This window comes from Flavimarina sp. Hel_I_48 (assembly GCF_000733945.1).
Taxonomy (GTDB): Bacteria; Bacteroidota; Bacteroidia; order Flavobacteriales; family Flavobacteriaceae; genus Leeuwenhoekiella.
Genome location: NZ_JPOL01000002.1, coordinates 3126964 through 3151737, shown reverse-complemented (window position 1 = coordinate 3151737; position 24774 = coordinate 3126964). Strand labels below are relative to the sequence as shown.

Sequence of the window (24774 nt, the reverse complement as noted above, 5' to 3'; positions counted from 1 at the left end):
ATTCTAAATCGAAAATTTCTTAAAGGAAAGGAAGAATGTATTTATTCTTACAAGAAAAGTGCAAACAGAACGCATACTATGCACTTAAACTGATATAATATCCTTTTAAACAGGTTTTTATTTGGTTAAATTCATCTTTATTTCTATATTTGTCACCCCGAATCGATGCAGCATGAAAAAATTATACTTAATTTTTTAGTTCTATTTCCGCTAGGTTTGCCCATTAAAACACAGGCACAAAATAGTATAGGTATAGGCACTACAACTCCCCGAACCACTCTTGAGGTCGCCGGAGGCATGGTGGTATCTGGAACATTGGATATCAAGGAAAAAAGGGACATGTTGGATTCGGACAATTCTACTTTTTTGATCCAAAATGATATTGATGAGATAAAAACGCTTGATGTTAGTAACCCTACCGGTGCGGCTTTAGGCTACATTCAAAAGTACATCATCACAAATCCCAACGGAGACTGGGTCAAGGATTTTGATACAGGCGTGAATGCCTCAGAATTTGTTTTGATCAGTATTTCTGCATTTTTTGATAGAGAGTTGGTAATAACAGGTGCCAACAGCGGGGAAAACGGTTCTGCACCTTACACTTCCGCATTTATAAAGAATGGAACATGGCACCTTATTGCAGATTTTCCTTCGGTTACCAATAGAAATCAAAATGAAGTAGGAACCTGGACATTTACCACCCTAATTTATTCTAATGATCTATCCAAACAGTTTGGTACCGTGATCATACCCATGCAGAATGCAAGTACGGGAGCTGCACCAAATGCTGTTATTGACTGAATTCTATATGAAAAATGTTTTGCTATTTCTTCTGATCCTATTTAACCTCCCTTGCCTACAGGCGCAAGTGGGGATAGGTACGGTTGATCCTCAAGACGATCTCCACGTCATAGGCAATACATTGGTTCAGGAATCTATGGAAATAGGCGCGTTGCCTTTTGTTCAGGATACAGATGCTGACTTTAAATTACTTACCCGTCTTACCAATTCCCAACCAAAAGGACAAGTGGCCGTACTTAATGTAGACGAGCTTCAAGTTGCTCCCGTCAATGTGGTCAACTATGAATTTACAGGAATAAGCAAAGACAACTTAAGGGATGTGAATCTTCAATATGATGCTGATAAATACATCGTGGGATTGGCCAATTTTAGGTATGTAGGGGATGCAATATTAAAAAAAGATTTAAGTAATGGTAACATTTCAGTAGGGGATTTTGTATCTCGTACGTTTGTGGATAATGGAACATGGCACCTGGAAATACGCAACAGATTCTTAGATCTCTCTCCTTCAAAATCCCTAGAATACCATATAACGCTTATCATATATGATAAATCCTACTACAGAAACCTACCGGAGATCGTAACAGATCTTGGAGGAAATAACACGGGTACGGCATCTTCTACCCCAAACTTATATTAACAACCATGCGGATAGTCCTATACATACTTTTTTCATTGGGCTTTTTATCAGCTGAAGCACAAATAGGTATAAACACCACAGAACCAAGGGCTATGCTTCACGTAGAGGGCAACGGATTACTTGAGGGAAATTTATACCTTGAAGAACCCGGAGATTTTAATGAAATTCGAGGGTCTAAATTGCTTGTTAACTCTACAACCAATACCGTTTTGCAGTATGATATTGAGCAAAGTAAATATGGCCCTATAAACTATGCCCAGTTCGCCTTTGAAAATACAAATACGAATGGTCTTTTAGATTACGACACAAAAATTTCAACTACAGATTACCTCGTTACCGTACAGGGATATTATTTCGCAGGACCCAATAACAATACAAACATAATGTCTCACAGCAACAGTAATGTGGACGAGATTCCTGGTTTTCAGGTTTATGCCTACAAAAATACTACTACTGAAACATGGTTTTTAAGAGGGTTTTTTAACGATGGTACCTTTAGGTCTCCAAATTCAAGCGGTGTATATGTAGATGTTCAGGTTGATATTTATATGAACCTTATTATTTTCAGAAACGGTTTTATATCTAAACCGCAAAATGATGTCATTGTAGATATGGGAAATTCGGAGACGTTTACAGCACCGTTGCCCGCCGGGTTTTAACATCAATCAGGCTGTGCTTCCAGCTCTTCAAGATCTTTTCTTAGATCCAATTTCCTGAATTTTGGCGAAGCCAAACCGGTTATGACCACCGTGATCAGGGTCATACTCCCTCCAAAAACCACCGCTGTTACCGTACCGAAAAGTTTAGCGGTTAATCCGCTTTCAAAAACGCCCAACTCATTAGAGGATCCCACAAACATAGAATTTACCGATGCCACGCGCCCACGCATATGGTCTGGTGTCTTTAATTGCAGGATCGTCTGGCGTATGATCATGGAAACACCATCTGTCACACCGCTCATAAAAAGAGCAAAGACCGAAATCCAAAAGATCGTTGATACACCAAAAACGATAACACAGACCCCAAAGCCAAATATCGCTCCAAGTAACTTCCAGCCTGCGTTTTTATTCAGCGGAAAATAAGCAGAGGTAAACATAATGAGCAAAGCACCTACAGCTGGTGCCGCCCTTAAAATACCAAAACCTTCTGGTCCCACTTTTAAAATATCCTGAGCATAAATGGGCAAAAGCGCAACGGCCCCACCAAAAAGCACTGCAATCATATCTAATGTCAGCGCGCTCAATACTACCTTAGTTTTTCTTACAAAACGAATTCCTTCCTTGAGACTTTCAAAAACATTCTCACCGATTTTGGGGTTTAAAATTGGTTTTTTCGGGATAAAGGATAAAGCGGTCAGGGCAATGATTGAAAAGCCAAAAATGAGTAACATAGACCAGTGAACGCCTATACCGTCAATACTAAAACCCGCAACTGCCGGCCCCACTACCGCACCCATCTGCCATACAGAACTGCTCCAGGTGGCCGCATTGGGATATACTTTCTTCGGTATTATCAATGAAAAAAGGGAAAATATGGTAGGTCCTAAAAAGGCACGTACAATACCGCCCAGAAATACCAGAAAGTAAATTAAATAGAGTGTGAGCTGCGTGGATAGATCTTCCACGATAACTTGCCAGGTCAATAAGAACAGCCCTACGCTTATCACTGAAAAACCTAAAATACATTTCAGTAAAAGTCCTTTTTTTTCTTTTTGATCTACAATATGACCTGCAAATAATGCCAGGGAAACGGCAGGAATAACCTCCATGAGACCAATAATGCCCAAAGAAAGCGGATTTTTGGTTATACTATAAACCTCCCATTCTATGACTACAAATTGCATGGACCATGCAAATACCATCGCAAAACGAATAATTAAAAAAATATTGAATTCTTTATACCTCAAGGCGGCATAAGGATCGTTTTTAGTCATTTGATGATATTTAAAGCGCATCAAAGATACTTCAAAGAACTAAAGCGGTGTTTTAAAAAAGAGGGGATTTTGAGCATAATCATGCGATTCTATAGCAATCTTTTGAACATATCTAAATAGAATTTTTACAGATTACTTCTAAATAGTTTAAGATATCGCATCAAATTCCTAAATTGAAAAATCTTATATTTTAAGCTGAAAACAAGTAACTTACAATGACAGAATTTAATAAAAGGGCAGCGGCAGGTGGTATTTTATTTCTGGCGGTAATAGGAGTTGGTTCCTTTATTACCGGCCATTTAAGCGGTTATGAAGCAAAACATTTAATCAAAGTATCAATTGCCGGACTAAATACACTTTGCAATACTATCGTCCTGGCGAGTGCTACTATTTTAGCATTGTTACTTACCGTATTGGGATTGAGTTCAAATACTTCATCAAAACTACAGAAGGCTCATTATATAAATATTATGCACATTGCGAGAGTTGATACTGTGGTTTTTATAGTATCCCTACTCTGTTTTGTCCTGTTTAACCTGCCAGTGACCGAAAGCGATAACATCCCGGAACACTGGTTTGATACCATTTATTATATTACCCTTATCATCAGTAGCATTCTTAGTGCAGCCCTTATTGTAGTAGTGTTAATGCTCTATGGGATGGTTACTAACATAATCAAATATGTAGGTCTGGGCAAAACGAAACACCTTGTCGCAGAAGATGATAGTGATAAAAGTGAAGAAAAGAATGACTAATAAATAGACATCAACCAATTATCATCTATTAAACATAAAAAAACGGCCCTAAAGTCAATTTAGGGCCGTTTTTGATTTATTTAGTGCTAGCTAAATGCCTATTTATCTAAAAGCGCTTTTGCTTTTTTAACAACATTCTCAACAGTAAAGCCAAATTCTTCCATTAGCTTTTCTGCTGGTGCTGATTCACCAAAACGATCAAGGCCTATTACAGCTCCTTCGTCGGTTACATATTTATGCCATCCCATGGTAGAACCTGCTTCTATAGAAACACGTTTTCTTACACTTTTAGGAAAAACACTTTCTTTGTAAGAGGAATCCTGTTTTTCAAAAAGATTCCAGGAAGGCATACTTACAACCCTTGCAGCGATATTTTCTTTGGCTAATTCCTTTTGTGCCTCAACGGCTAGTTGTACCTCAGAACCTGTACCTATTAAAATAACATCTGGAGTACCATCACTATCTGAAAGCACATAAGCACCTTTTTCAACACCACTCGCTTTACCATATTTCTCCTGATCTATGGTTGGCAATGTCTGGCGTGTAAATATCAATGATACCGGACCATCTGTATTTTCGATTGCTACTCTCCAGGCATGTGCAGTTTCATTTGCATCAGCTGGTCTTATAACTGTCATGTTAGGAACAGAGCGCAGACCTGCAAGTTGCTCTACGGGTTGGTGTGTAGTACCATCTTCTCCCAAGCCTATACTATCGTGGGTATACACCATGATAATACGTTTTTTCATGATCGCAGCTAGTCGTAACGGTGGACGCATGTAATCAGAAAATATTAAAAACGTTGCACCGTAAGGGATAAGGTAGTCATTTAACGCTATACCATTCAAGATAGAACCCATGGCATGCTCACGAATACCAAAGTGGAAATTACGCCCACCATAGTTAGATGCTGAAAAAGAATCATAAGCATCAAGAACCGTATTAGTTGATGGGGAAAGGTCTGCAGAACCTCCTAAGAGATTAGGTAGTTTTTTAGACAATGCATTCAACACTTTACCAGAAGCTTTACGCGTAGCCATATCATCTCCTACCTTAAAAACCGGAAGATCATCAGACCAGCCTTCGGGAAGTTTGCCACTGCTTATTTGTTCATATTCACTGGCAAGTTCTGGATACTTTTCTTTATAATTTTTATAAAGGTCATTCCATTTTTGTTCTTTATCTGCCCCCTCTGCCCCTATTTTGCGATAGAAATCAAGTACATCGTCAGAAACTTCAAAATGTTTGTCAGGATCAAAACCGAACTTCTCTTTTACCAATCGGAGTTCATCCTCACCTAATGGCGAACCGTGTGCTCCGGCAGTATTTATTTTATTTGGGCTACCGTAACCTATTTCGGTACGCACCTTAATTAAGGTTGGTTTTTTTGTTTCTTTTTTAGCTTCTTCAATAGCTTCGGTAAGGGCTTCAACATCTCGACCGTTTTCTACGGTAATTACATGCCATCCATAAGACTCAAAGCGCATGGCCACATCTTCCCTGAACGTTATATCCGTATCTCCTTCTATAGAAATATTGTTGTCATCATAAAGGCAAACCATATTCCCAAGTTCCATTGTACCTGCAAAAGAAGCAGCCTCTGCGGTTACACCTTCCATTAAATCACCATCACTGCAAATAGTATAAATTTGATAATTAAAAAGATCAAAATCTGGTTTATTGAAATGCGCCGCCATGTGTTTCTCGGCAACAGCAAAACCAACGGCATTTGCAAAACCCTGGCCCAATGGTCCGGTAGTTACTTCAACACCATCAAGCAGATCATACTCTGGGTGACCGGCGGTTTTGCTTTCCCATTGTCTAAAATCTTTTATATCATCTAATGTAATATCGTATCCGGTTAAATACAGATAACTATACTGTAGCATACAGGCATGACCTGCTGATAGGATAAAACGATCCCTATTCGGCCATTTTGGACTCTTAGGATTGTAATTCATTACTTTACCCCATAACACGTGTCCCATGGGAGCAAGCGCCATAGGTGTTCCTGGGTGTCCAGATTCCGCTTTTTGTACGGCATCTGCAGACAGTACCCTCACGGTATTTATACTTTGTTGAACAATTTCTTGGTTAGTATCTTTCATTGAGATGTGTTGATTTATATAAATTCAAATTTGTAAAAAGAAAATAATACAAATTTATCGAAAAGAGGGAAGATTTAAGCTTTTTTACAAATTTTTTAGAATTTTCCGGAAACCTGTTCAGCTCCAATGCAAAGTTCTATAAGGTGCGTATCTGCATAATTCAAAATTGCGATACTGAAAAAATTTTAAGTTCAAGATGTAGAAACATGTATTTATCGGAAAATATCTCCAATAGAAAAGAGCATGAAGATTTAGAAAAACCAGTTTATAACCTTATAGAAGACTGAAATACTAAACTGCCAAGTCGAATTTTGCAGTAGGTTCGGTCGATGGCTCTTGAAATTCCAGTTGGTGATCTATCATAAAAGCTGCTGCGCCCTGCAGTTCAGCGAGATGATATAAAAGAATGGATTCAACTGCTACTGGAAGGGATTTAAAAGCCAGTATGTTGTTGTAACTTTCTACAAGAAGAAAATATTGCCTTTTTACAGCTTTGTACGCCTTGCATGAAAAAGAATCATGATTCAGGGCAGGCAAATGCTTTTCCTGAATAAAATTATGCAAGTTATCCATGTTAGTGTGATCGTAAGCATTCCCAAGGTTTATTAGCAGATTTTGTAAATCTGTCCTCAAACTCTTACTAAGTCTAAACTGCTTTACAAAAAAATTTGAAAGCGTAGTATCTCCTTTAAACTTATCACTAGTACTCACAACAACCTGTAAATCCTGGCAGATTTTATGCTGAACAATTAAAACCTGTATCCCTAAAATTAAATCTGTTCCTTTTACCATTGCCGTAACGAATTAAGTTGAAGTAAAATATTAGCTAAAATTATACATTATATCGTCGAAAACGATATAGCCTCGCGTTAAGGTTTATTTAAAAAACGTACCCTCCGCTCAACCGTTATAGGTTTATCAAGGTAGAACATAAAAAAGCCCATTCTTTAAAGAATGGGCTTTTCAACGTAGCGCATATAGAACTATTTCTTAGCATTTTTCTGCTGTTCTGCCTGCTCCATGATTTCAGACATCTTACGCTGAAAACGGTTTTGTTTCTTGGGCTGTTTTTTCTTGACCTGTATCTGTGCGTGAATCTTGTTCTCGTCGATAATAAAATTCTTTATCACGAGCATAATCCCTATCGTAATCAGGTTTGAAGTAAGATAATACAAACTCAATCCACTGGCATAGTTATTAAAGAATACAAGCATAAGTAAGGGAGACAGGTACATAAGGAATTTCATGTTCGGCATGCCCGGCTGTGCATTTTGTTGCATGGTCTGACCTGTGGTCATGCGCATATAGAAAAATATAGCTATAGAAGCCAGAATGGGAAATAAACTCACGTGATCCCCATAAAATGGAATTGTGAACGGCAATTCTGCAACCTTATCATAACTGGAAAGGTCATCTGCCCATAAGAAGCTTTTTTGACGCAGGTCAAAAGCACTAGGGAAAAAAGTGAAAAGGGCATAAAACACCGGGATTTGAAGTATTCCTGGCAAACATCCTTTTAATGGGCTCGCACCGGCAGTATTCTGAAGCTTCATGGTTTCCTGCTGAATCTTCATCTGGTTGCCCTCATATTTTTGCTTGATCTCATCAAGTTCTGGCTTTAATACCTTCATTTTCGCCTGAGAGACATATTGCTTGTACTGCACGGGAGATAGTGCCAGTTTTATCAAGACGGTCAAAGCAATAATTGCGAGACCTGCAGGCAAGAAACTAATCAAAAAACCAAATATGGGTATTATAATATACTTATTGATCCATCCAAAAATCCCCCAGCCTAGCGGCATCGCTTCATCCAGACCACGCTCATAGTTGTTTAAAATCGTATAATCCGTGGGGCCATAATAAAGATTCATGGCATAGTTGAGTTCGCCATTTTTCGGCGTCAATTTCATATCTGCCGCATAATGCTTGGTAAAGGTTGTATCTACTTCCTCATTTTTGACCAAATCATCAGAAGTAAATTTCACTTGCTCAAAAGGAGTATCTGTCAACAACATGGAGCTAAAAAAGTGCTGGCGGTAATTGAACCAGCTTACATTTTCTTCTACTTCAGTCTCTTCGCCTGTAGCGCCTAGTTTGTCTGTACTCCCGTTCTCATAGTCATAAACCAGGCGGGAATACCTGTTTTCATAACTGATACTCTTTGCATGACGATAGCCTGTGAGTTCATATTTGAGGTTCATGGGATTAGACGTATTGACTACATTCTGAAGGCCAACGGTCTTGATACCAAAATTCATCATATAATCTTTAGGCTCCAACTCATATCGATATTCAAGATATTTATCTGCCGCAACCTTCAAGCGCATCGTAAGCACCTGATTTTCTCCGTTTTTTGACAGTTTTGGTTCAAAATAGAGGTTTTCCGTGTTTAAATTGCGATTATCCGCAGTACTAAAGCTCAGGTTAAATTTGGCATTCCCATCTTTTATAAGATAAACAGGTACCGAATCGTATGTTTTATAGGCCTTTAAACGCGCTTCGGTAATAAAACCACCTTTGTTGCTCACTTTTAGCTCAACCAACTCATTACTTATGGTTGTGGTTCCCGCTTTTGCTGAAGGCAATGTAGCTGAATATCCAAAACTGCCAAGTTGCTCACGCATACGCGCCTGCCCTACCGAATCCTGTGGTATGGCATTTTGATTTTCCTGCTGGCCTTCTGATGTTAAGGTATTATGGGTTTCTTTTGCCTGTGCGGCCGCATCTACCTGTTCCTGCCTAGCCTGTTCAGCATCCAGCTCTTCCTGCGTGGGCTGGTTTTGATAGAGCATAAATAATAAAATTGCCCCAATGAGCACAAAACCTATAATAGATTTAAAGTCTAATTTTTTTTCTTCCATAATAAGGGCAGTATAACTGCTTTATCTTTAATTGTTGTAAAACCTAATATTCAGCCGAAAAACCGGAATAAAATACCATTTTTAAGCTTGAACAAGAACACACCCAATTTTTATTGAGGTGCCATATTGTCGGAACTTCCGGACTGGCTATATTTTACCGCAGCTGCTACAAATGCCACGAATAAAGGATGTGGACTGGCAACCGTACTTTTATATTCTGGGTGGTATTGCACGCCCACAAACCAGGGATGATCTGGCAATTCAATGATTTCGGCCAGGTTTGTTTTTGGGTTGGTTCCGGTAATACGCATGCCCGCTTCTTCAAGCTGCTGTTTGTACGCATTGTTGAATTCATAGCGATGCCTGTGGCGCTCACTGATCTGGTTTGTTCCATAAACCCGCGATACGATAGAATCTGGTGCAAGCTCACAGTCCCAGGAACCCAGGCGCATGGTTCCGCCTTTGTGCGTAATGTCTTTTTGTTCTTCCATAAGGTCAATTACGGGAATTTCAGTATCTGCCTGCATTTCGGTAGAATTTGCCTTGTCAAGCTTTACCACATTACGGGCGTATTCTATTACCGCCATCTGCATCCCCAGGCAAATGCCCAGAAAAGGGATTTTATGTTCCCTTGCGTATTGTACTGCTCTAATCTTGCCTTCTATACCGCGCTCGCCAAAACCCGGTGCAACCAGAAGTGCGTCCATTTTAGAAACTTTGGTATCTATGACTTTTTGGCTTATAAATTCACTGTGAATAGGCTCCACCTTTACCCGAACTTCATTTTCCGCGCCAGCGTGAATAAAGGCTTCGAGTATCGATTTATAAGAATCCTGAAGTTCCACATATTTACCTATCAGACCGATGCGAACCTCAGCCTTTGGATTTTTGTGTCGGCGTAAAAACTCGTTCCAGCGCGTAAGAACAGGTTCTGTATCGTCAGGAAGTTTGAGCTTTTGCAAAGTGATCGTATCCAGCCCTTCTTCAAGCATCAGGTTAGGAACGTCGTAAATTGTGGAAGCATCTATAGACTGAATCACGGCCTCTTTGCGCACATTACAGAACAGCGCCAGTTTTTCCCGAAGGTCAACATTAAGGTCATGCTCTGTCCTACAGACTAAAATATCTGCTTTTATACCGCTTTCCATTAGTGTTTTCACACTATGCTGGGTAGGTTTTGTCTTGAGTTCGCCAGCAGCGGAAAGAAATGGGATTAGCGTCAAATGGATCACCAGTGCATTGTCATCGCCCAGTTCCCATTTGAGTTGGCGTACAGCCTCGATATAGGGCAAAGATTCAATATCGCCCACGGTACCCCCTATTTCGGTAAGCACAATATCATAATCGCCACTGTTTCCCAGTATTTGTATGCGCTCTTTGATCTCATTGGTAATATGGGGAACCACCTGTACGGTCTTTCCTAGAAATTCACCACGGCGCTCTTTCTCTATCACACTTTGATAAATACGACCGGTGGTCACATTATTCGCCTGTGATGTTTTGACATTTAGAAAACGCTCATAATGTCCCAGGTCCAGATCCGTTTCCGCACCGTCATCGGTGACATAACATTCGCCATGTTCATAAGGGTTGAGTGTACCGGGATCAACATTGATATAGGGATCAAGCTTTTGTATGGTTACCCTGTACCCGCGCGCCTGCAACAATTTTGCAAGTGAGGCCGCGATTATACCTTTACCTAATGATGAGGAAACCCCTCCCGTAACGAAGATGTATTTTGTATCTGCCATGTGAACTGTAGATGAAGCCTTTTTTTACCAAATGGGAAATTTTAAGGCGCGTTTACGGGGCGCAAAGTTAGGGATTAATCTGCGAACCATTTTAGGGAATTTTAAGAATGTTTGGGCTATTTGTTTTTGGGCCGGGGTGCGGGGAAATTATTTTTGATCTTATAAATAAGTTCCTCAAGGCCATTGAGTTTGATCTCGTACATTTCATGCATCAACCGCCCCAGTTTTCCATCAGGGAATCCTTTTTGTTTGTACCAAACATAATAATACTCTGGAATGGCCACTAAATAGGTGCCTTTATACTTCCCAAAAGGCATTTTATAATGCGCAAGTTCTATGAGTTTTTCTTGATCCAAAACTGATTTTTATAGGGTAATTATTGGGATTGCTGATTTTAAGTGACTATAAATTTCCTGACATAGATTACGCTTAAGGAAAGCATTCGTAAAACAAAAAAAACTATTCTAATCTAAACAGGAATTGGACGAAAAGAGGTGAATTAAAAAGGAATGAAAACTAGCTTTTAATGCACTCAAATGTTCAAATTGACTGGGAAAATAACCAAATAAGATGCTATTTGAGCACGTTTTGAGCTAAAATACGCTGAACTTCATAAACATTTACAGATTTGTTGAAACGTCTTGAAATACTGGGGTGACTTTCACTTGATATCCAGATCTTCAATTCAGCATCGAGATCAAAAGTACCTGCGGTCTCTATGCTAAACCTTGAAATACTCTTGTAATTAATAGACAAATACGCCATTTTTTTACCCGTAATCCCTTGTTTATCAATCAATATTAACCGTTTTGTAGTGAAGATAAAGATATCGCGCAACAGTTTAAAACCTATTTCAATATCTTCAGAGGGAATAAGTAGATCTGCAAAATCCTTTCTTAATTTTTCTGGTTCTACGACACCTGCGTTCCCCATTATGGATGAAAAAATGCTCATGCGGTTACTATTGTACTATAAGTTAGCGTTATTGCGTATTCTACATTCAGAAAGAAAAAGAACATTCCTTTACGATCTTCAAAATTACGGTAATTTTTCGGGGAACTCAGCTATTGATTTGAAGTCTATATCTTTTTTGACCTTTCTTAAACTGGAAAAACCATAGACAATTGCGGATATGCTTTAAAATGCAATGCGGTTTTCATTATAAATTACCGATTTATCTCTAATCCTGGTTTTTTTCTTTGATAGGAACCCAGATTTCTTCTTCAGATTCAGGATGTTCCGGGCCATAATATTTATCTCCCAGACGTTCAAAGTGTGCTCGTGTATCTAACATATATTTAGACGCTGGCAACCAGTCGCTATAAATATAATTTGAAGTTTCAACAAATGTTTTGATGGGCCCCACATGGGTGAAGACGGCATATTTACCACCCGTAAGCACTTTTTTTTCCATTCCTTCGGGGATTTTATCAAAAGCACCAACCTCAACCGCCGCCCAGCGTTCAAAGGTTGTTGTTTCGGTAAAATCTGCCATTTTCAAACCTTCGGGATATACCTGCAGCGAATAATATCCCGTGTTCTTTTTATTCTCAATTTCTCCCTGTCGGGATACAAATTCTTTCCACAGCCTTGCCGTATCGTCAAAAGAGATCGTGGCTTCAATGCGCATACCTATCAATTTGCGCGGTTCAATAGTTTCAAAAGTTGGTTCCATGAAAGCAAAATAGCAAAAATCATGGTACTTTTCAAGAAGAAAAGAACTAACAAAATCCACAGTGGTTGAATATCCTTTAATCTTTGGCTATAGCCAAAAATTAAATATTCCATTTGCCGCAAAAAAAAATCAGTTTTGATACCAATTTGAAGGGATGCATTGCGTGGCAATGAATATATTTACTCACGATGATTTTTAAAGACAGAGCACATAAAAAAGACAAAAAAATCCAACCTTTTACAGGTATTTTGCTCTTTTTTGTCTCTATCCTATTGCTCGTAATAACGGCTCCATTCGGGCTCCTTTATGGTTTTTTCTATAACCTTTTTAAAAATGGGCTGCGCGGCCTGGGAGAGTACTGCCTCAAGATGGCCATTTCTATAGATCAGCTGGGGAATGTCGCAATGCAGCACCTGCTCAACCTACTTTGGTTAAAAAAAGGGGCTTACCGTTTTGGCAACAGGGACGAGACTATTTCCAGCGCTTTGGGGCGGAATAAAAAACTGGGCCTGCTTAACAGCTCTGGACTTCTTTTAGATCGTATTCTTGACGCGCTTGACCCAGATCATTCTTTAAATTCCATAGATTATTATATCGAACCTACAGATCAAATCATTGAAAAAGTGGCCTGGATCTATCTTATAGAAGGACGTATCCTGACCATAAAATCTTTAAATGAAGAGCATTATCATCTACCTAACGGTATAAAAAAAACAGAAGAAACCGATGCTCATACCTTAAAGCGTGAGATAAAAAGGGAACTTGCTATTGATCTTATTACCGCGACCATGAACCCCTTAGGAATTTTTGAAGGCCGGGCAAATGCCTCTACAGGTGCAGCTTTAGTACGCATAAATTGTTATACAGCTGAATTTATTGGGGAACTTATTCCAGAGATTGACGTCAGCGCAATTGTATGGCTTACACATGAAAACCTTGCGATGGTCTCTCAGGTAGATCAGTTTGTATTTGATTTTTTAAAGGAAAAAGGTCTATTACTATAAATAATAAGATTTCTTTAACCACCATTTATTTTAATATTTACGATATTCTGACTAAATAAAAATTATGAAAACCAAAATACTAAGCAAATTTTTCCTGTTATCAAGTGCAGCACAAATCGCGTTCTACACTTATAAATTCTTCAGAAAAGTCAAAAAGAAAAAGAAAAAAATGGGACTATAACACCGAGTATGTAGAAAACACTTTTCCAACTACCCGAAAAACAGAAAATAGCATTAAAAAACCGATTAAAAAGCATGATTTTATGTCATTTTAATCGGTTTTTTGATCTTAAGATTTTATTTATATTTTCAACTTAATGCCTAACACGCTTTCTTTATTAAGACTACTGTTTGATTTCGGTATGCTCGTATTGATTTGGCTTGTACAAGTGATTATCTATCCCAGCTTTAGATACTACTCAAAACGCAATTTAAAACGCTGGCATAAAAAATATATGCAGGTTTCTGCCATACTAATAGCCCCGCAAATGCTGGGTCAGTTGATAATAACAGTGCTCCAATGCTATGATGATCAAAACAGCTATACCACAATGAGCCTAATAATACTTATCATCCTCTGGGCCCATACCTTTTATCAATTCGTACCCTTACACAATGCCATAAAAACTGCTGAAAAAACTTCAGAAATCACTTTAAAACTGGTCAACTATAACTGGTGGCGCACTATTTTATGGAGCATGCTCTTTGTTTACAGTTATATTACACTTGTCGTATCTGGCTAAAACTTATACCGAGTGCCTTCTCATAGCTTCGAAGTGTCTTTAGCTCAAATGAATTCACGAGCGCCAGTGATAGACCATTTTTACCGGCACGGGCAGTCCTACCACTACGATGTGTGTAATATTCCTGCTGATCTGGAAATTGATAATGTACAACAAATCCTAAATCTTCCACATCAATACCACGTGCGGCAAGATCTGTGGCAATAAGTAAGCGCAAACTTTCATTTTTAAAGGCGCGCATTACCTTATCCCTGTCTTTCTGCAACATATCACCATGAATGGCTTCGCCAGAAATGTTACGCGCTATAAGTTGTTTGGCAAGCTTGGCAGTAGCCGCTTTGGTCTTGCAAAAAATAACGCCGCGCTCCTCTTCCCTACTTTTCAGAAAGTCAACCAGGATTTCCAGTTTGTTGACATCGTCACAAATTAGAAATTTATGTTCTATATTTTTATTGACCACACTGTCCTTACCCACCATAATGCGATGCGCCTCTGGGCTCATGTGTTTATTAACAATCGCCGCAATACCGTGTGGCATTGTTGCCGAAAATAACCACTTGTTCTGAACTTGCTTTAAAGTATCCAGAATCTCGTCAAGTTCTTTTTTAAAACCCAGGCTCAGCATTTCATCTGCTTCATCAAGGACCACTATTTTCACATAGCGCAGATCTACTGCCTTACGCTTAATAAGATCTATGAGTCGGCCGGGGGTAGCAACAATAACCTGTGTGGGCCGTTGCAGGTTCTTGATTTGAATATCAATTTTCTCCCCGCCATAAACCGCTTCGCAAAAAATCTTTTCGGTGTATTTGGTAAACTTAAAAAGCTGTTTTGCTACTTGTTGCGCAAGTTCGCGTGTAGGACTGAGAATAAGGGCCTGTGGCTTATCAAAAGTAGGATCAATACGCTCCAGCACTGGGAGCCCATAGGCGGCCGTTTTTCCCGTACCCGTTTGAGCCTGACCTACAAGATCTGTTTCACCCTGCATAAGAATGGGTATGGCCTCACGTTGTATACCTGTGGGTTTCACGATCCCCATTTCATTAAGTCCTTTAATGATATCCTTGTTGATCCCCAGCGCTGCAAAATTTTCCAAAATATGTTCTTTGATTTTGGGTAAATATAGGGCTTGTTTTGGTAAACCCGTTGAAATTTGGCTAAGCCTACAAAGCGTTCACCTTCAAAAGAGCCACTACAAACGTATTAGGTTATTAAAGTAATGTTAAATTAATAGAGTTGTGTTCAACCCTAATAGTATTACTATTACTTTAGCGCTTAAATGTATTGAATGAACCACGTACTCAGCAATGTAAAAATTGCGATTAACGAAAGTCTGTACCTCAAGGACCCAGAATCTTCTAAACTGGGACAGCGTATCGTAAAACACGGTATACTTCTTATTAATGAACTGGGATTTGAGAATTTCAATTTTAAGAAATTGGGGGATTGTCTTGGGTCAAATGAGAGTTCTATTTATAGGTATTTTGAAAACAAACACCGGTTTTTGCTCTATCTCACCTCCTGGTACTGGGGATGGAAGGAGTACCAACTTGTTTTTGCAATAACTAATGTCGTAGACTCAGGCCAGAAACTGGATCGCGCCATTGAAACCATTGCGAGGGAGGTAGAAGAGGATTCCTCATTTAGCCATATTAACGAGATAAAACTGAACAAGATTATCATTAACGAGTATTCTAAATCCTATCTTACCAAGAACGTGGATCAGGAAAATAAAGATGGTTGTTTTATGGTTTACAAACGGCTTGCCAATAGATTGAAAGACCTGATTATCGAAGTGGATAACGACTACCCGTATCCTGCTTCGCTTGCAAGCACCATACTGGAAGGTTCCCTTCACCAGCATTTTCTAAAAGAACATTTTGCTTCCATTACAGATTGCAGGGCAGACAACTCGCCGGCCAATTATTTCAAGCATCTTGTACAGCAACTTCTAAATACAAATAGCCATGCCTGAAAAACAGTTAACGGCATGGCAACGCTTTGTCAACCTATTAAAGCTTGAACAAAAAGATTTTTTACAGATTCTTTATTATTCTTTTTTTGCAGGTCTTGTAAGTCTTTCACTACCGCTGGGCATACAGGTTATTGTAAACTTGATACAGGGCGCACAGGTAAGTACTTCCTGGATCATCCTGGTAACGCTCGTTACCTTAGGGGTAGGTTTTGTGGGTATATTACAGCTCATGCAGATACGAATTCTTGAAAATATACAGCAAAAGATATTTACCCGTGCCTCTTTTGAATTTACCTACCGTTTTCCGAAAATCAAAATGAGCGAACTGGAAAATTATTATCCACCAGAACTGGCCAACCGTTTTTTTGATGTGTTGACCATTCAAAAAGGTTTGTTCAAGTTAGTACTGGACTTTCCCACTGCACTTGTGCAGATCATTTTTGGTCTACTTCTGTTATCACTTTACCATCCCTTTTTTATTATTTACAGTTTTCTACTCGTAATTTTAGTCTATATAGTCTTTCGGTTTACGGGAAATTCCGGTTTGCAGACCAGTTTGAACGAGTCCAAGTACAAGTATAAGATTGCACACTGGATTCAGGAGATTGCACGCACACTGGTCAGCTTTAAATTGTCTGGAAAAACCAGTTTGGGTCTCCGTAAAAACGATGCGTTGGTGAGCGATTATCTGGATTCCCGTGAAAATCATTTTAGGATACTACGCATTCAGTTTATACAGCTAATAGGTTTTAAAGTTCTTATTACTGGTGGTTTGCTCGTTATAGGCGGTATTCTGGTTCTAAACCAGCAAATGAACATAGGCCAGTTTGTCGCTTCGGAAATTATTATCCTAACTATTATCAATTCCGTGGAGAAACTGATTTTAGGTCTGGAAACCTTCTATGATGTACTTACGGCCCTTGAAAAGATAGGTCAGGTCGTAGATAAAAAACTGGAGCCCCAGACCGGCGAAAAACCATTTGAACACAATGAATCTTTCACCATTGAGCTGGATCAGGCAGGCTTTAAGTCGGCACTGGACGGTAAAGAAATTTTAAAGAATATTTCCCTGACCATTCCTCCTTCAAGATCCCTACTGCTGCTGGGACCTAATGGCTCTGGCAAAACAACTTTATTGAAACTCATCACAGGGATCTTAGAGCCCACTTCTGGTGATATCTTCATAAACAACCGTTCTTTAAAAGGTATCAACCTGAATCACTACCGTTCTTTGATAGGACAATCCTTACCGGATGAATCGCCGTTTGAAGGTACCATCCTGGACAATATTACTTTTGGCGATGCAACCATCCCTCAGAAGGATATTGACTGGGCCATAGAAAAAACGCTGCTACGTGATTTTGTAAAACAACAATCCCTGGGTCTCCAGGCAATGGTTTATCCTGAGGGCAGACAGTTTTCAAGCACGGTATCAAAGAAAATAGTACTTGCCAGAAGTATTGTGCGCAGACCGCATCTGCTTGTATTGAAAGACCCCCTCAATCAATTTGCTCAGGAGGAAGAACGCAAAATCCTTGATTTTCTTTTTGATAAAGAAAACCCATGGACCCTTATTGTTGCCAGTCAGGATGAAATCTGGCAACAATACTGTCAAGATCGCATCCATTTAAAAGAAGGCAGTATCACCATTCTAAATCAATCTTAAATGCTTAATATATCCCATAAGAATCTCAGCGAGAAGATTGATGTTTATCAAGGTACACGTTCCCAGAAAGTTTTTGGCAGGGAACACTATAAATACCTAAACCGCTTTTTACTTGCCTTTGCGATCATTCTTTTTGTTATTCTCTTTTTACCGTGGACGCAAACCATATCAGGGACTGGCTATGTGACCACCCTTACACCAGACCAGCGACCGCAAACCATTCAATCGCCCATACCGGGAAGAGTTGAAAAATGGTACGTGCGGGAAGGGGATTTAGTGGAAAAAGGGGATACCATTTTATTTATTTCCGAAGTTAAAAATGAATACTTTGATCCAGATCTTGTAGAACGTACCGGGGAACAGGTACAGGCTAAGGAGCGCTCTGTCACTTCGTATACAAACAAGGTATCTGCACTGGGCAATCAGATCAACGCACTTTACAGGGAACGGGGTCTCAAACTCGATCAAGCTGAAAACAAACGCATACAGGCCAAACTCAAAATTAAGAGCGACAGCATAGATTTTGAAGCTACCAAGACCAATTTAAGTATTGCCGAACGCCAGTATGAACGTACGCTACAACTTCAGGTTGAAGGTCTCAAAGCAGTCACGGATACTGAAGAAAAAAGACTGAAACTTCAGGAAGCCCAGGCAAAAATCGTGTCTCAGGAGAATAAATTACTGGCAAGTAAAAATGAACTTATCAATGCAAAAATTGAACTTAACCGACTCTCTGCGGAATATGCCGATAAAATCTCAAAGGCACAGAGCGATCAATCTACCGCAGAATCAAATCAATACGATTCTGAGGCGGCGGTAAGCAAACTTCAAAACGATTTTAGCAATTATTCCATAAGAAACTCCCTGTATTATATCAAGGCACCGCAAGCGGGATATATAAACAGGGCTATAATAGGAGGTCTGGGAGAAACGTTCAAAGAGGGCCAGCAATTGGTAAGTATTATGCCTACTAAATATGATCTCGCCGTAGAAACCTACGTACGGCCCATTGATTTACCATTAGTACACATAGGTGAGAAAGTGCGCGTACAATTTGACGGCTGGCCGGCAATTGTTTTTAGCGGTTGGCCTTATAATTCCTTCGGGACTTATGGTGCAAAAGTGGTGGCCATAGAACGTTTTATAAGTGCTAACGGAAAATACCGTATCCTACTTGCACCTGATACAGATGAAAAAGAATGGCCAGAACTTATTAGTATTGGCTCTGGCGCCTCTACCCTGGCACTTCTGGAAGATGTGCCTATTTGGTATGAAGTGTGGCGTCAGCTCAATGGGTTTCCTCCTAATTATTACACGCCAGAAACTTCTTCAAACGAAGCGTATAAAGTAGAAAAATGAGAAAGGGATTAATTTTTATACTGTTCGGCTTGTTTTTTACTTCCATACTTTGTGGTCAGGATATGGAGTTGAAAAACAACGTGCTCCTTTTTGAAGATTATCTGGAACTCGTCAAGAAGTTTCACCCCGTGGCAAAACAAGCCTATTTAATTGAGAAAAAGGGAGACGCAAATCTTTTAAAATCTCGGGGAGGTTTTGATCCTAAAGTGGAAGTTGATTTTAATCAAAAGGTTTTTAAAGATACAGAGTATTACAACCTTTTGAACGCCACCTTCAAAGTTCCTACCTGGTATGGCGTAGAACTTAAAGCACAATTTGAGGAAAATGCGGGCTATTATCTAAATCCGCAGAACAACGTACCAGAGAACGGATTGTATGCTGCAGGTATTTCTGTTTCCCTCGCCCAGGGTTTATGGATCAATGAACGAATGGCGACTTTAAAACAGGCGAGGGTCTATCAACAACAGCTTGAAGCAGACCAGGATCTGGCCATTAACCAGATTATTTTTGAAGCTGCAACCGCCTATTTTGACTGGATAAAGGCATACAATCAGGTAAATCTGTACGAAAATTTTCTCGAAAATGCCGAAATACGTTTTAGTGGTATAAAAAGCAGTGCACTGGCCGGCGCCATACCTTTAATTGACACTACGGAAGCAAAAATAAGCGTTCAAAACCGCCAGCTCAGCCTGCAGGGGGTTCAGCTCGATTATCAAAAATCACGGTTGGAACTTGCAAATTACCTATGGCTCAATGACAATATCCCTGTAGAACTTCAACAGGATATCAAACCAGAAGAAAATCTTAGAAATGTAGTGGAACAAGCACTAAAGATCGAAAGTATCCTGGCGGAAGGGTTTGAGACCAGTGAACATCCTAAAATCAAATCGCTCGATTTCAAAATACAAGGTCTGGACATTGAAAGACGCCTTAAAAGTAATAAACTATTGCCTACGCTTGATGTAGATTACAATTTTATTACTTCAACCCCAGAGCTGGCAAACTCATTTCAAGTACCGAATTATAAAGCTGGTCTTACGTTTAAAATGCCCCTTTTCCTGAGAAAGGAGCGCGGTGATTTGGCATTGTCTCAATTAAAGGTTCAAGATGCCAACTTTGAACTGGACAATGCCAAAATTCAACTTCAGAATAAAATAACGGCAGTATATGTTGAACTGAGTACTTTAATTCAGCAAAATAATTTGGTTGAAGAGGTAGTTATCAATTATGAAACCATGCTCAAAGCGGAAGAACGAAAATACCAGGTAGGCGAGAGTTCCATATTTCTTATAAATACCAGGGAAACCAATCTTATAGAAGCAAGGCTCAAGGCAATTGAAATTACAAATAAGCTTTACACCGCAAAAGCAAAATTATTCAACACTTTAGCAATAGATCCCACCGATCTATAAAACCTGGATTTACATAATTCAAAAAACCTGACATTCTATTTGAGTGCTGATTGGATAAAGAAATAATAATCTTGCTATCATTCAATTAAATTGTTTGTTAAACTCCCTTTTGCTTACCTAATTGAACATTTTAATCAAAAACGATCAAAAGTTTAGGTAATGTTACATTTCTTCATTATAGAAGTCGGTTTGTTCTCTTCAAATTAGGTATTCTTCGTACCTTTGATCCTACAATCCAATAGAATGATTATAGCAAAAACCCGAGAAGAAATTGAATTAATGCGCGAAAGCGCCCTTATTGTCTCAAAAACATTAGGAGCACTCGCTTCTGAAATCAGACCAGGAGTAACCACCCTGGAACTTGATAAAATTGCCGAAACCTGCATACGCGACCATGGGGCGGTACCTGGTTTCTTAGGCCTTTACGACTTCCCCAATACCCTTTGCATGAGTCCTAATGAACAGGTGGTTCATGGCATTCCCAACACCACTCCCCTCAAAGAAGGCGATATAATTTCAATAGACTGCGGCGCAATAAAAAATGGCTTTTACGGGGACCATGCCTACACCTTTGCTATAGGTGAAGTCGATCCAGAGGTCAAAAAACTGCTTGATGTAACAAAAGAATCCCTATACGTAGGAATCGCCGAATTTAAATTTGGTAACCGCGTAGGAGATGTGGGATATGCGATACAAAAATATTGCGAGGACCATGGCTATGGTATCGTTCGTGAACTCGTAGGTCACGGTCTGGGCAAAAAAATGCACGAAGATCCAGAAATGCCCAATTACGGCCGTCGTGGAAGGGGAAAAAAATTCATAGAAGGTATGGTAGTGGCCATTGAGCCCATGGTGAATTTAGGTACACACCGTATCAAACAGCATCGTGATGGCTGGACGATTACAACCCGTGATAATAAACCAAGTGCACATTTTGAACATGATGTTGCAATCGTGGATGGTAAACCAGAACTACTTTCAACCTTTGAATATATTTATGAAGCGCTGGGAGTTACCAGTACTGAAGAAAACGCTTTTAGGGCACATCAGACAACCAACTGATCCTATTTGCATGAAAAACAACCATAAAACAACCAAAACAACCAATTATGCAATTAGAAACATGGGTAGATTACCGGGAAGATGAATGGGAAGAAAATCTTGTTATAGGTCTTTCCAATTATGGCCGGGTTCGCAGTTATGCACAGGATCCTAAAGGTACTGTGATAAAAGGTGGTAATATAAATGGATATTGCACGGTCAACATCAAAATGAAAAGTGGCAAAAGACGTAATTTTTACCTCCATAAACTTTTCGCAAAGGCTTTTCTGGAAGCTACAATTAGTCAAAAATCCGTGCTGCACCTCAATCACGATAAAACAGACAATCGTTTGACTAATTTGAAATGGGCCACGCATAAACAGCGCTATGCACATCAGAAAACCAGTCCTATGGATATAAAAAGACGCAATTCTGGCGAACGGCACTATACCAAACTTACTTATGCCGAAGCAACCATTCTAAAGAAAAAACTTCTTGATCCCAACAGAAAAACACGGTTAAAAGTACTTGCAAAGCAATTCGGCGTTTCGGAAATGCAGCTTCATCGTATTAAAACCGGGGAAAATTGGGGTGATCTCAAAGTATGATAAAAACGGTTTTTAAAGGAATATTAAATGTTGTGCCAAGGCCTGTGCTTATACGGTTGAGTTACTATGCACGACCCATTCTTTCCTTTGCCCTAAAAGGTAAAAACTACCAGGACCCCATTGATGGAAGATGGTTTTCTAAATTTTTACCTTACGGCTATGAGCAGCAACGGGATAATGTATTATCACCTTCTACGCTATCTTTAGAACGCCACCGCTTGTTGTGGCTTTATTTAAAAAGGGAAACCGATTTTTTTACAAAATCTTCAAAGGTGCTTCATTTTGCACCAGAACAAGCGTTCTACAAACGCTTCCGTGCTATGAAAACCCTTGATTATACCACGACGGATTTAAATTCCCCTCTGGCAGATATCAAAGCAGATATCTGCGATCTTCCCTTCGATTCCAACTCGTACGACATCATTTTTTGCAATCATGTACTGGAACATATCCCAGATGACCATAAAGCAATGCAGGAACTTTATCGAGTGCTAAAACCGGGAGGAATGGCGGTTTTGCAAATTCCGCATGATCTCAATCGTGAAAAAACATTTGAAGATGATAGCATAACCGATAGAGCAGAACGCGCAAAAATATTCGGGCAATACGATCATGTACGGGTTTATGGTAAAGATTACTTTGACAAATTAAGAGCAGTGGGTTTTAAAGTAAATGAAGAAGATTATACAAGCACGTTAAGTCCAGAAGAAGTAGATCGGTTCCGGCTTGCACAGGGCGAAATTTTGCCTATATGTTTCAAATAAATCAATCTTATTCCTCTATATATTGACTAAAACCTTTAGACATATAAATGGCCGTAGTATCTCCAGTAGCATAGAGTAAGTACGCGTCAACATCTTTAAGGTTCTCCAGTACCTTCTTAGAGCGCTCCAATCCCATTGCCATGCAAGCCGTCGCGTAAGCGTCTGCAACAGCACAAGTGGGCGCAATTATCGTCGCACTGAGCACATCCGTTTTTTCGGCCAGACCGGTAAGTGGATTTACGGTATGTACGTAGTGCGCTCCCGTGGTAGAATCTATCCTAAATTTCCTATAATTACCAGAGCCGGCCATCCCTCGATCCGTCAGCGCTACAATTTTAGTATAGGTTCGGTCTTCAATGGGCGCGTTGATATTTTCAATTCCCACCTTCCATGGACTTTTTCGTTCTATATTTTTACCTCGCGCCCGTAATTCACCACCCATTTCTATAAGATAGTCCTTTACCCCACTTTCTTCTAACATTACTCCTACCCTATCAATGCAGTAGCCCTTTGCAATACTATTAAAATCAATATAAACCGAACTATTTTCTTTACGTATCCGCCCTTCCGGAGTAAGTTTTATTTCATCTAAACCTACATACTGTTCTAAAGAATCCAGAATATGTTTATCTAATTGTTTCAAAGGCTTCTCTGGACCAAATCCATAAGCATTGACCAATATACCAACAGTGGGATCATAATACCCCTCTGTAGCTTTATATACCTTACGCGACTGGGAAAGCACTTCCTTAAACATAGCATCAACAACAACTGTGGTATCGCCAGTATTAATACGTGAAATATCAGAATCAGGAATATACGTACTCATGGACTGGTTGATCGCTGCAATTACCGAATCAAAACGCTGTTGTACCGGGAATTGATGATCGCTGTAAAACTGAACAGTATATCCCGTGCCCAGTGCTTCACCGTTGAAAGACCGAAGTTCAGTAGCATCTTTTTCAACACAGGAAATAAAAATAAAAAGTAAAAGGAAATATCTCATAAAATAGGCTGTAATCCATTATAAACAACGGAATAATCTGATCCCTTCAATACTGGTTTGCCATAATCAATTGCATTACCCAAACCTACGCCGGCATAAAAAGTTTTTGCCTCAAATTTATCGGCATGTTGCTTTATGGTTTGCATAAAAACGGGATCATATGCGTTAGCATCATCAGGATATGATTTAGCACGAACAATAACAAAATGAAGTATTTTATCTTTCAATGCGACAAATTGGGGATCTTTTTTAAGCTTTGAGTTCACCCCAAGAAATTCATAGCCTTGATCCTCCAGGTCTTTGCCTACAATATTCATCGCTAAGTTGTGTAACTCTTGTTTTGTTAGTTCTTCAGACATCTTGCAAAGATAAACAAGTACTTTCTATAGATTTAAAAACTATATCTAAAACCTAATAATTTGGCGTGATTTTAAACATTTAAAGGTTAAAAGGGCTGTTTTAGGGTAGAAATATACTCAAAATATGAAACGGCATTCTAAGATGAATTTATTCAATATTATCAGAATAGAATCGATCTATTTAATTTTTTTAAAAGTTCAATCATACCTTTAATACAATAAATTGGATTCCACATAAACCTGATAGTAAAACAAAAAAAACCGATGCAAAGGCATCGGTTTTTTTATCAAAATTGTGATTAAAAGATAATTC

The 24774-nt window shown here is 39.3% G+C and carries 24 protein-coding genes; 13 read left to right on the top strand and 11 right to left on the bottom strand.

Annotated features, from left to right (window positions below; genetic code table 11):
* The first annotated feature begins 165 nt into the window (after positions 1-165).
* From P162_RS13735 to P162_RS13725, 3 genes are read left to right on the top strand one after another with little or no spacing between them, the layout of a single operon-like run.
* Complete coding sequence (locus P162_RS13735) at positions 166-801, top strand: hypothetical protein (protein ID WP_031428186.1); 636 nt, start codon at positions 166-168, stop codon at positions 799-801.
* On the top strand, positions 794-1441 hold the full coding sequence (locus P162_RS13730) for a hypothetical protein (RefSeq protein ID WP_164076262.1): 648 nt from the start codon (positions 794-796) through the stop codon (positions 1439-1441). Before P162_RS13735 ends, P162_RS13730 begins: the two co-directional genes overlap by 8 nt.
* 5 nt (positions 1442-1446) lie before the next feature.
* A complete protein-coding gene (locus P162_RS13725) occupies positions 1447-2100 on the top strand; it encodes a hypothetical protein (protein ID WP_031428184.1) in 654 nt (217 codons plus the stop codon).
* Between the two features lie 2 nt (positions 2101-2102).
* On the opposite strand, the gene P162_RS13720 is transcribed toward P162_RS13725, so the two are convergent.
* Complete coding sequence (locus tag P162_RS13720; protein WP_031428183.1) at positions 2103-3374, bottom strand: MFS transporter; 1272 nt, start codon at positions 3372-3374, stop codon at positions 2103-2105.
* 215 nt (positions 3375-3589) lie between these two features.
* On the opposite strand from P162_RS13720, the gene P162_RS13715 reads away from it, so the two are divergent.
* Complete coding sequence (locus tag P162_RS13715; protein ID WP_031428182.1) at positions 3590-4129, top strand: hypothetical protein; 540 nt, start codon at positions 3590-3592, stop codon at positions 4127-4129.
* 98 nt (positions 4130-4227) lie between these two features.
* On the opposite strand, the gene tkt is transcribed toward P162_RS13715, so the two are convergent.
* The 7 genes from tkt to P162_RS13680 form a co-directional block, all read right to left on the bottom strand.
* Positions 4228-6237 carry a transketolase gene (gene tkt, locus P162_RS13710; RefSeq protein ID WP_031428181.1) on the bottom strand — a complete coding sequence of 670 codons (2010 nt, stop codon included), beginning with the start codon at positions 6235-6237 and terminating at the stop codon, positions 4228-4230.
* Positions 6238-6528: 291 nt separating this feature from the next.
* The gene (locus P162_RS13705; protein WP_031428179.1) at positions 6529-7029 is read right to left on the bottom strand and encodes a hypothetical protein; all 501 of its coding nucleotides are present in this window, start codon (positions 7027-7029) and stop codon (positions 6529-6531) included.
* A gap of 191 nt (positions 7030-7220) precedes the next feature.
* Positions 7221-9098, bottom strand: coding sequence for a membrane protein insertase YidC (gene yidC, locus P162_RS13700; protein ID WP_031428178.1), 1878 nt, complete (start codon positions 9096-9098; stop codon positions 7221-7223).
* Between the two features lie 110 nt (positions 9099-9208).
* Positions 9209-10849, bottom strand: a complete 1641-nt coding sequence (locus tag P162_RS13695) for a CTP synthase (protein WP_031428176.1) — start codon at positions 10847-10849, stop codon at positions 9209-9211.
* A gap of 116 nt (positions 10850-10965) precedes the next feature.
* Positions 10966-11205: a DUF3820 family protein gene (locus P162_RS13690; protein WP_031428173.1), complete on the bottom strand. Its 240-nt coding sequence runs from the start codon at positions 11203-11205 to the stop codon at positions 10966-10968.
* 217 nt (positions 11206-11422) lie between these two features.
* The gene (locus P162_RS13685; protein ID WP_031428171.1) at positions 11423-11803 is read right to left on the bottom strand and encodes a PH domain-containing protein; all 381 of its coding nucleotides are present in this window, start codon (positions 11801-11803) and stop codon (positions 11423-11425) included.
* Positions 11804-12029: 226 nt separating this feature from the next.
* On the bottom strand, positions 12030-12524 hold the full coding sequence (locus P162_RS13680) for a GyrI-like domain-containing protein (protein ID WP_031428169.1): 495 nt from the start codon (positions 12522-12524) through the stop codon (positions 12030-12032).
* 188 nt (positions 12525-12712) lie between these two features.
* Between P162_RS13680 and P162_RS13675 the strand changes: the two genes are divergently transcribed.
* Both P162_RS13675 and P162_RS13670 read left to right on the top strand, forming a co-directional pair.
* Complete coding sequence (locus P162_RS13675; protein WP_051907892.1) at positions 12713-13528, top strand: NUDIX hydrolase; 816 nt, start codon at positions 12713-12715, stop codon at positions 13526-13528.
* Between the two features lie 317 nt (positions 13529-13845).
* The gene (locus P162_RS13670) at positions 13846-14271 is read left to right on the top strand and encodes a hypothetical protein (protein ID WP_031428166.1); all 426 of its coding nucleotides are present in this window, start codon (positions 13846-13848) and stop codon (positions 14269-14271) included.
* Here P162_RS13670 and P162_RS13665 read toward each other — a convergent pair.
* Complete coding sequence (locus P162_RS13665; RefSeq protein ID WP_031428164.1) at positions 14249-15367, bottom strand: DEAD/DEAH box helicase; 1119 nt, start codon at positions 15365-15367, stop codon at positions 14249-14251. The two genes, P162_RS13670 and P162_RS13665, sit on opposite strands and share 23 nt — an antisense overlap.
* 192 nt (positions 15368-15559) lie before the next feature.
* Between P162_RS13665 and P162_RS13660 the strand changes: the two genes are divergently transcribed.
* The 7 genes from P162_RS13660 (at position 15560) to P162_RS13630 (ending at position 23096) form a co-directional block, all read left to right on the top strand.
* Entirely contained in the window at positions 15560-16246 is a 687-nt protein-coding gene (locus P162_RS13660; RefSeq protein WP_031428162.1) for a TetR/AcrR family transcriptional regulator, read from the top strand.
* Positions 16239-17912: a peptidase domain-containing ABC transporter gene (locus P162_RS13655; RefSeq protein WP_031428160.1), complete on the top strand. Its 1674-nt coding sequence runs from the start codon at positions 16239-16241 to the stop codon at positions 17910-17912. The genes P162_RS13660 and P162_RS13655 overlap by 8 nt, the downstream gene beginning before the upstream one ends.
* Positions 17913-19271, top strand: coding sequence for an HlyD family secretion protein (locus P162_RS13650; RefSeq protein ID WP_031428159.1), 1359 nt, complete (start codon positions 17913-17915; stop codon positions 19269-19271).
* The gene (locus P162_RS13645; protein WP_031428157.1) at positions 19268-20683 is read left to right on the top strand and encodes a TolC family protein; all 1416 of its coding nucleotides are present in this window, start codon (positions 19268-19270) and stop codon (positions 20681-20683) included. The genes P162_RS13650 and P162_RS13645 overlap by 4 nt, the downstream gene beginning before the upstream one ends.
* A 243-nt stretch (positions 20684-20926) precedes the next feature.
* Entirely contained in the window at positions 20927-21745 is an 819-nt protein-coding gene (gene map / locus P162_RS13640) for a type I methionyl aminopeptidase (RefSeq protein WP_031428155.1), read from the top strand.
* A 47-nt stretch (positions 21746-21792) separates the two neighbouring features.
* On the top strand, positions 21793-22332 hold the full coding sequence (locus P162_RS13635; protein WP_031428153.1) for an HNH endonuclease: 540 nt from the start codon (positions 21793-21795) through the stop codon (positions 22330-22332).
* Positions 22329-23096 carry a methyltransferase domain-containing protein gene (locus P162_RS13630; protein ID WP_031428151.1) on the top strand — a complete coding sequence of 256 codons (768 nt, stop codon included), beginning with the start codon at positions 22329-22331 and terminating at the stop codon, positions 23094-23096. Before P162_RS13635 ends, P162_RS13630 begins: the two co-directional genes overlap by 4 nt.
* Positions 23097-23103: 7 nt before the next feature.
* On the opposite strand, the gene P162_RS13625 is transcribed toward P162_RS13630, so the two are convergent.
* Both P162_RS13625 and P162_RS13620 read right to left on the bottom strand, forming a co-directional pair.
* Positions 23104-24102 carry an FAD:protein FMN transferase gene (locus P162_RS13625; protein ID WP_031428149.1) on the bottom strand — a complete coding sequence of 333 codons (999 nt, stop codon included), beginning with the start codon at positions 24100-24102 and terminating at the stop codon, positions 23104-23106.
* A complete protein-coding gene (locus tag P162_RS13620; protein WP_031428147.1) occupies positions 24099-24461 on the bottom strand; it encodes a hypothetical protein in 363 nt (120 codons plus the stop codon). The genes P162_RS13625 and P162_RS13620 overlap by 4 nt, the downstream gene beginning before the upstream one ends.
* Positions 24462-24774: the final 313 nt, after the last annotated feature.

Coding starts and splice junctions, on each gene's coding strand:
- P162_RS13650 (WP_031428159.1), top strand. CDS start 17,913: ATGCTTAATATATCCCATAAGAATCTCAGCGAGAAGATTGATGTTTAT.
- P162_RS13620 (WP_031428147.1), bottom strand. CDS start 24,461: ATGTCTGAAGAACTAACAAAACAAGAGTTACACAACTTAGCGATGAAT.
- P162_RS13670 (WP_031428166.1), top strand. CDS start 13,846: ATGCCTAACACGCTTTCTTTATTAAGACTACTGTTTGATTTCGGTATG.
- P162_RS13625 (WP_031428149.1), bottom strand. CDS start 24,102: ATGAGATATTTCCTTTTACTTTTTATTTTTATTTCCTGTGTTGAAAAA.
- map (WP_031428155.1), top strand. CDS start 20,927: ATGATTATAGCAAAAACCCGAGAAGAAATTGAATTAATGCGCGAAAGC.
- P162_RS13655 (WP_031428160.1), top strand. CDS start 16,239: ATGCCTGAAAAACAGTTAACGGCATGGCAACGCTTTGTCAACCTATTA.
- P162_RS13660 (WP_031428162.1), top strand. CDS start 15,560: ATGAACCACGTACTCAGCAATGTAAAAATTGCGATTAACGAAAGTCTG.
- P162_RS13705 (WP_031428179.1), bottom strand. CDS start 7,029: ATGGTAAAAGGAACAGATTTAATTTTAGGGATACAGGTTTTAATTGTT.
- P162_RS13630 (WP_031428151.1), top strand. CDS start 22,329: ATGATAAAAACGGTTTTTAAAGGAATATTAAATGTTGTGCCAAGGCCT.
- P162_RS13735 (WP_031428186.1), top strand. CDS start 166: ATGCAGCATGAAAAAATTATACTTAATTTTTTAGTTCTATTTCCGCTA.
- P162_RS13725 (WP_031428184.1), top strand. CDS start 1,447: ATGCGGATAGTCCTATACATACTTTTTTCATTGGGCTTTTTATCAGCT.
- yidC (WP_031428178.1), bottom strand. CDS start 9,098: ATGGAAGAAAAAAAATTAGACTTTAAATCTATTATAGGTTTTGTGCTC.
- P162_RS13695 (WP_031428176.1), bottom strand. CDS start 10,849: ATGGCAGATACAAAATACATCTTCGTTACGGGAGGGGTTTCCTCATCA.
- P162_RS13720 (WP_031428183.1), bottom strand. CDS start 3,374: ATGACTAAAAACGATCCTTATGCCGCCTTGAGGTATAAAGAATTCAAT.
- P162_RS13715 (WP_031428182.1), top strand. CDS start 3,590: ATGACAGAATTTAATAAAAGGGCAGCGGCAGGTGGTATTTTATTTCTG.
- P162_RS13685 (WP_031428171.1), bottom strand. CDS start 11,803: ATGAGCATTTTTTCATCCATAATGGGGAACGCAGGTGTCGTAGAACCA.
- P162_RS13635 (WP_031428153.1), top strand. CDS start 21,793: ATGCAATTAGAAACATGGGTAGATTACCGGGAAGATGAATGGGAAGAA.
- P162_RS13675 (WP_051907892.1), top strand. CDS start 12,713: ATGATTTTTAAAGACAGAGCACATAAAAAAGACAAAAAAATCCAACCT.
- P162_RS13645 (WP_031428157.1), top strand. CDS start 19,268: ATGAGAAAGGGATTAATTTTTATACTGTTCGGCTTGTTTTTTACTTCC.
- tkt (WP_031428181.1), bottom strand. CDS start 6,237: ATGAAAGATACTAACCAAGAAATTGTTCAACAAAGTATAAATACCGTG.
- P162_RS13680 (WP_031428169.1), bottom strand. CDS start 12,524: ATGGAACCAACTTTTGAAACTATTGAACCGCGCAAATTGATAGGTATG.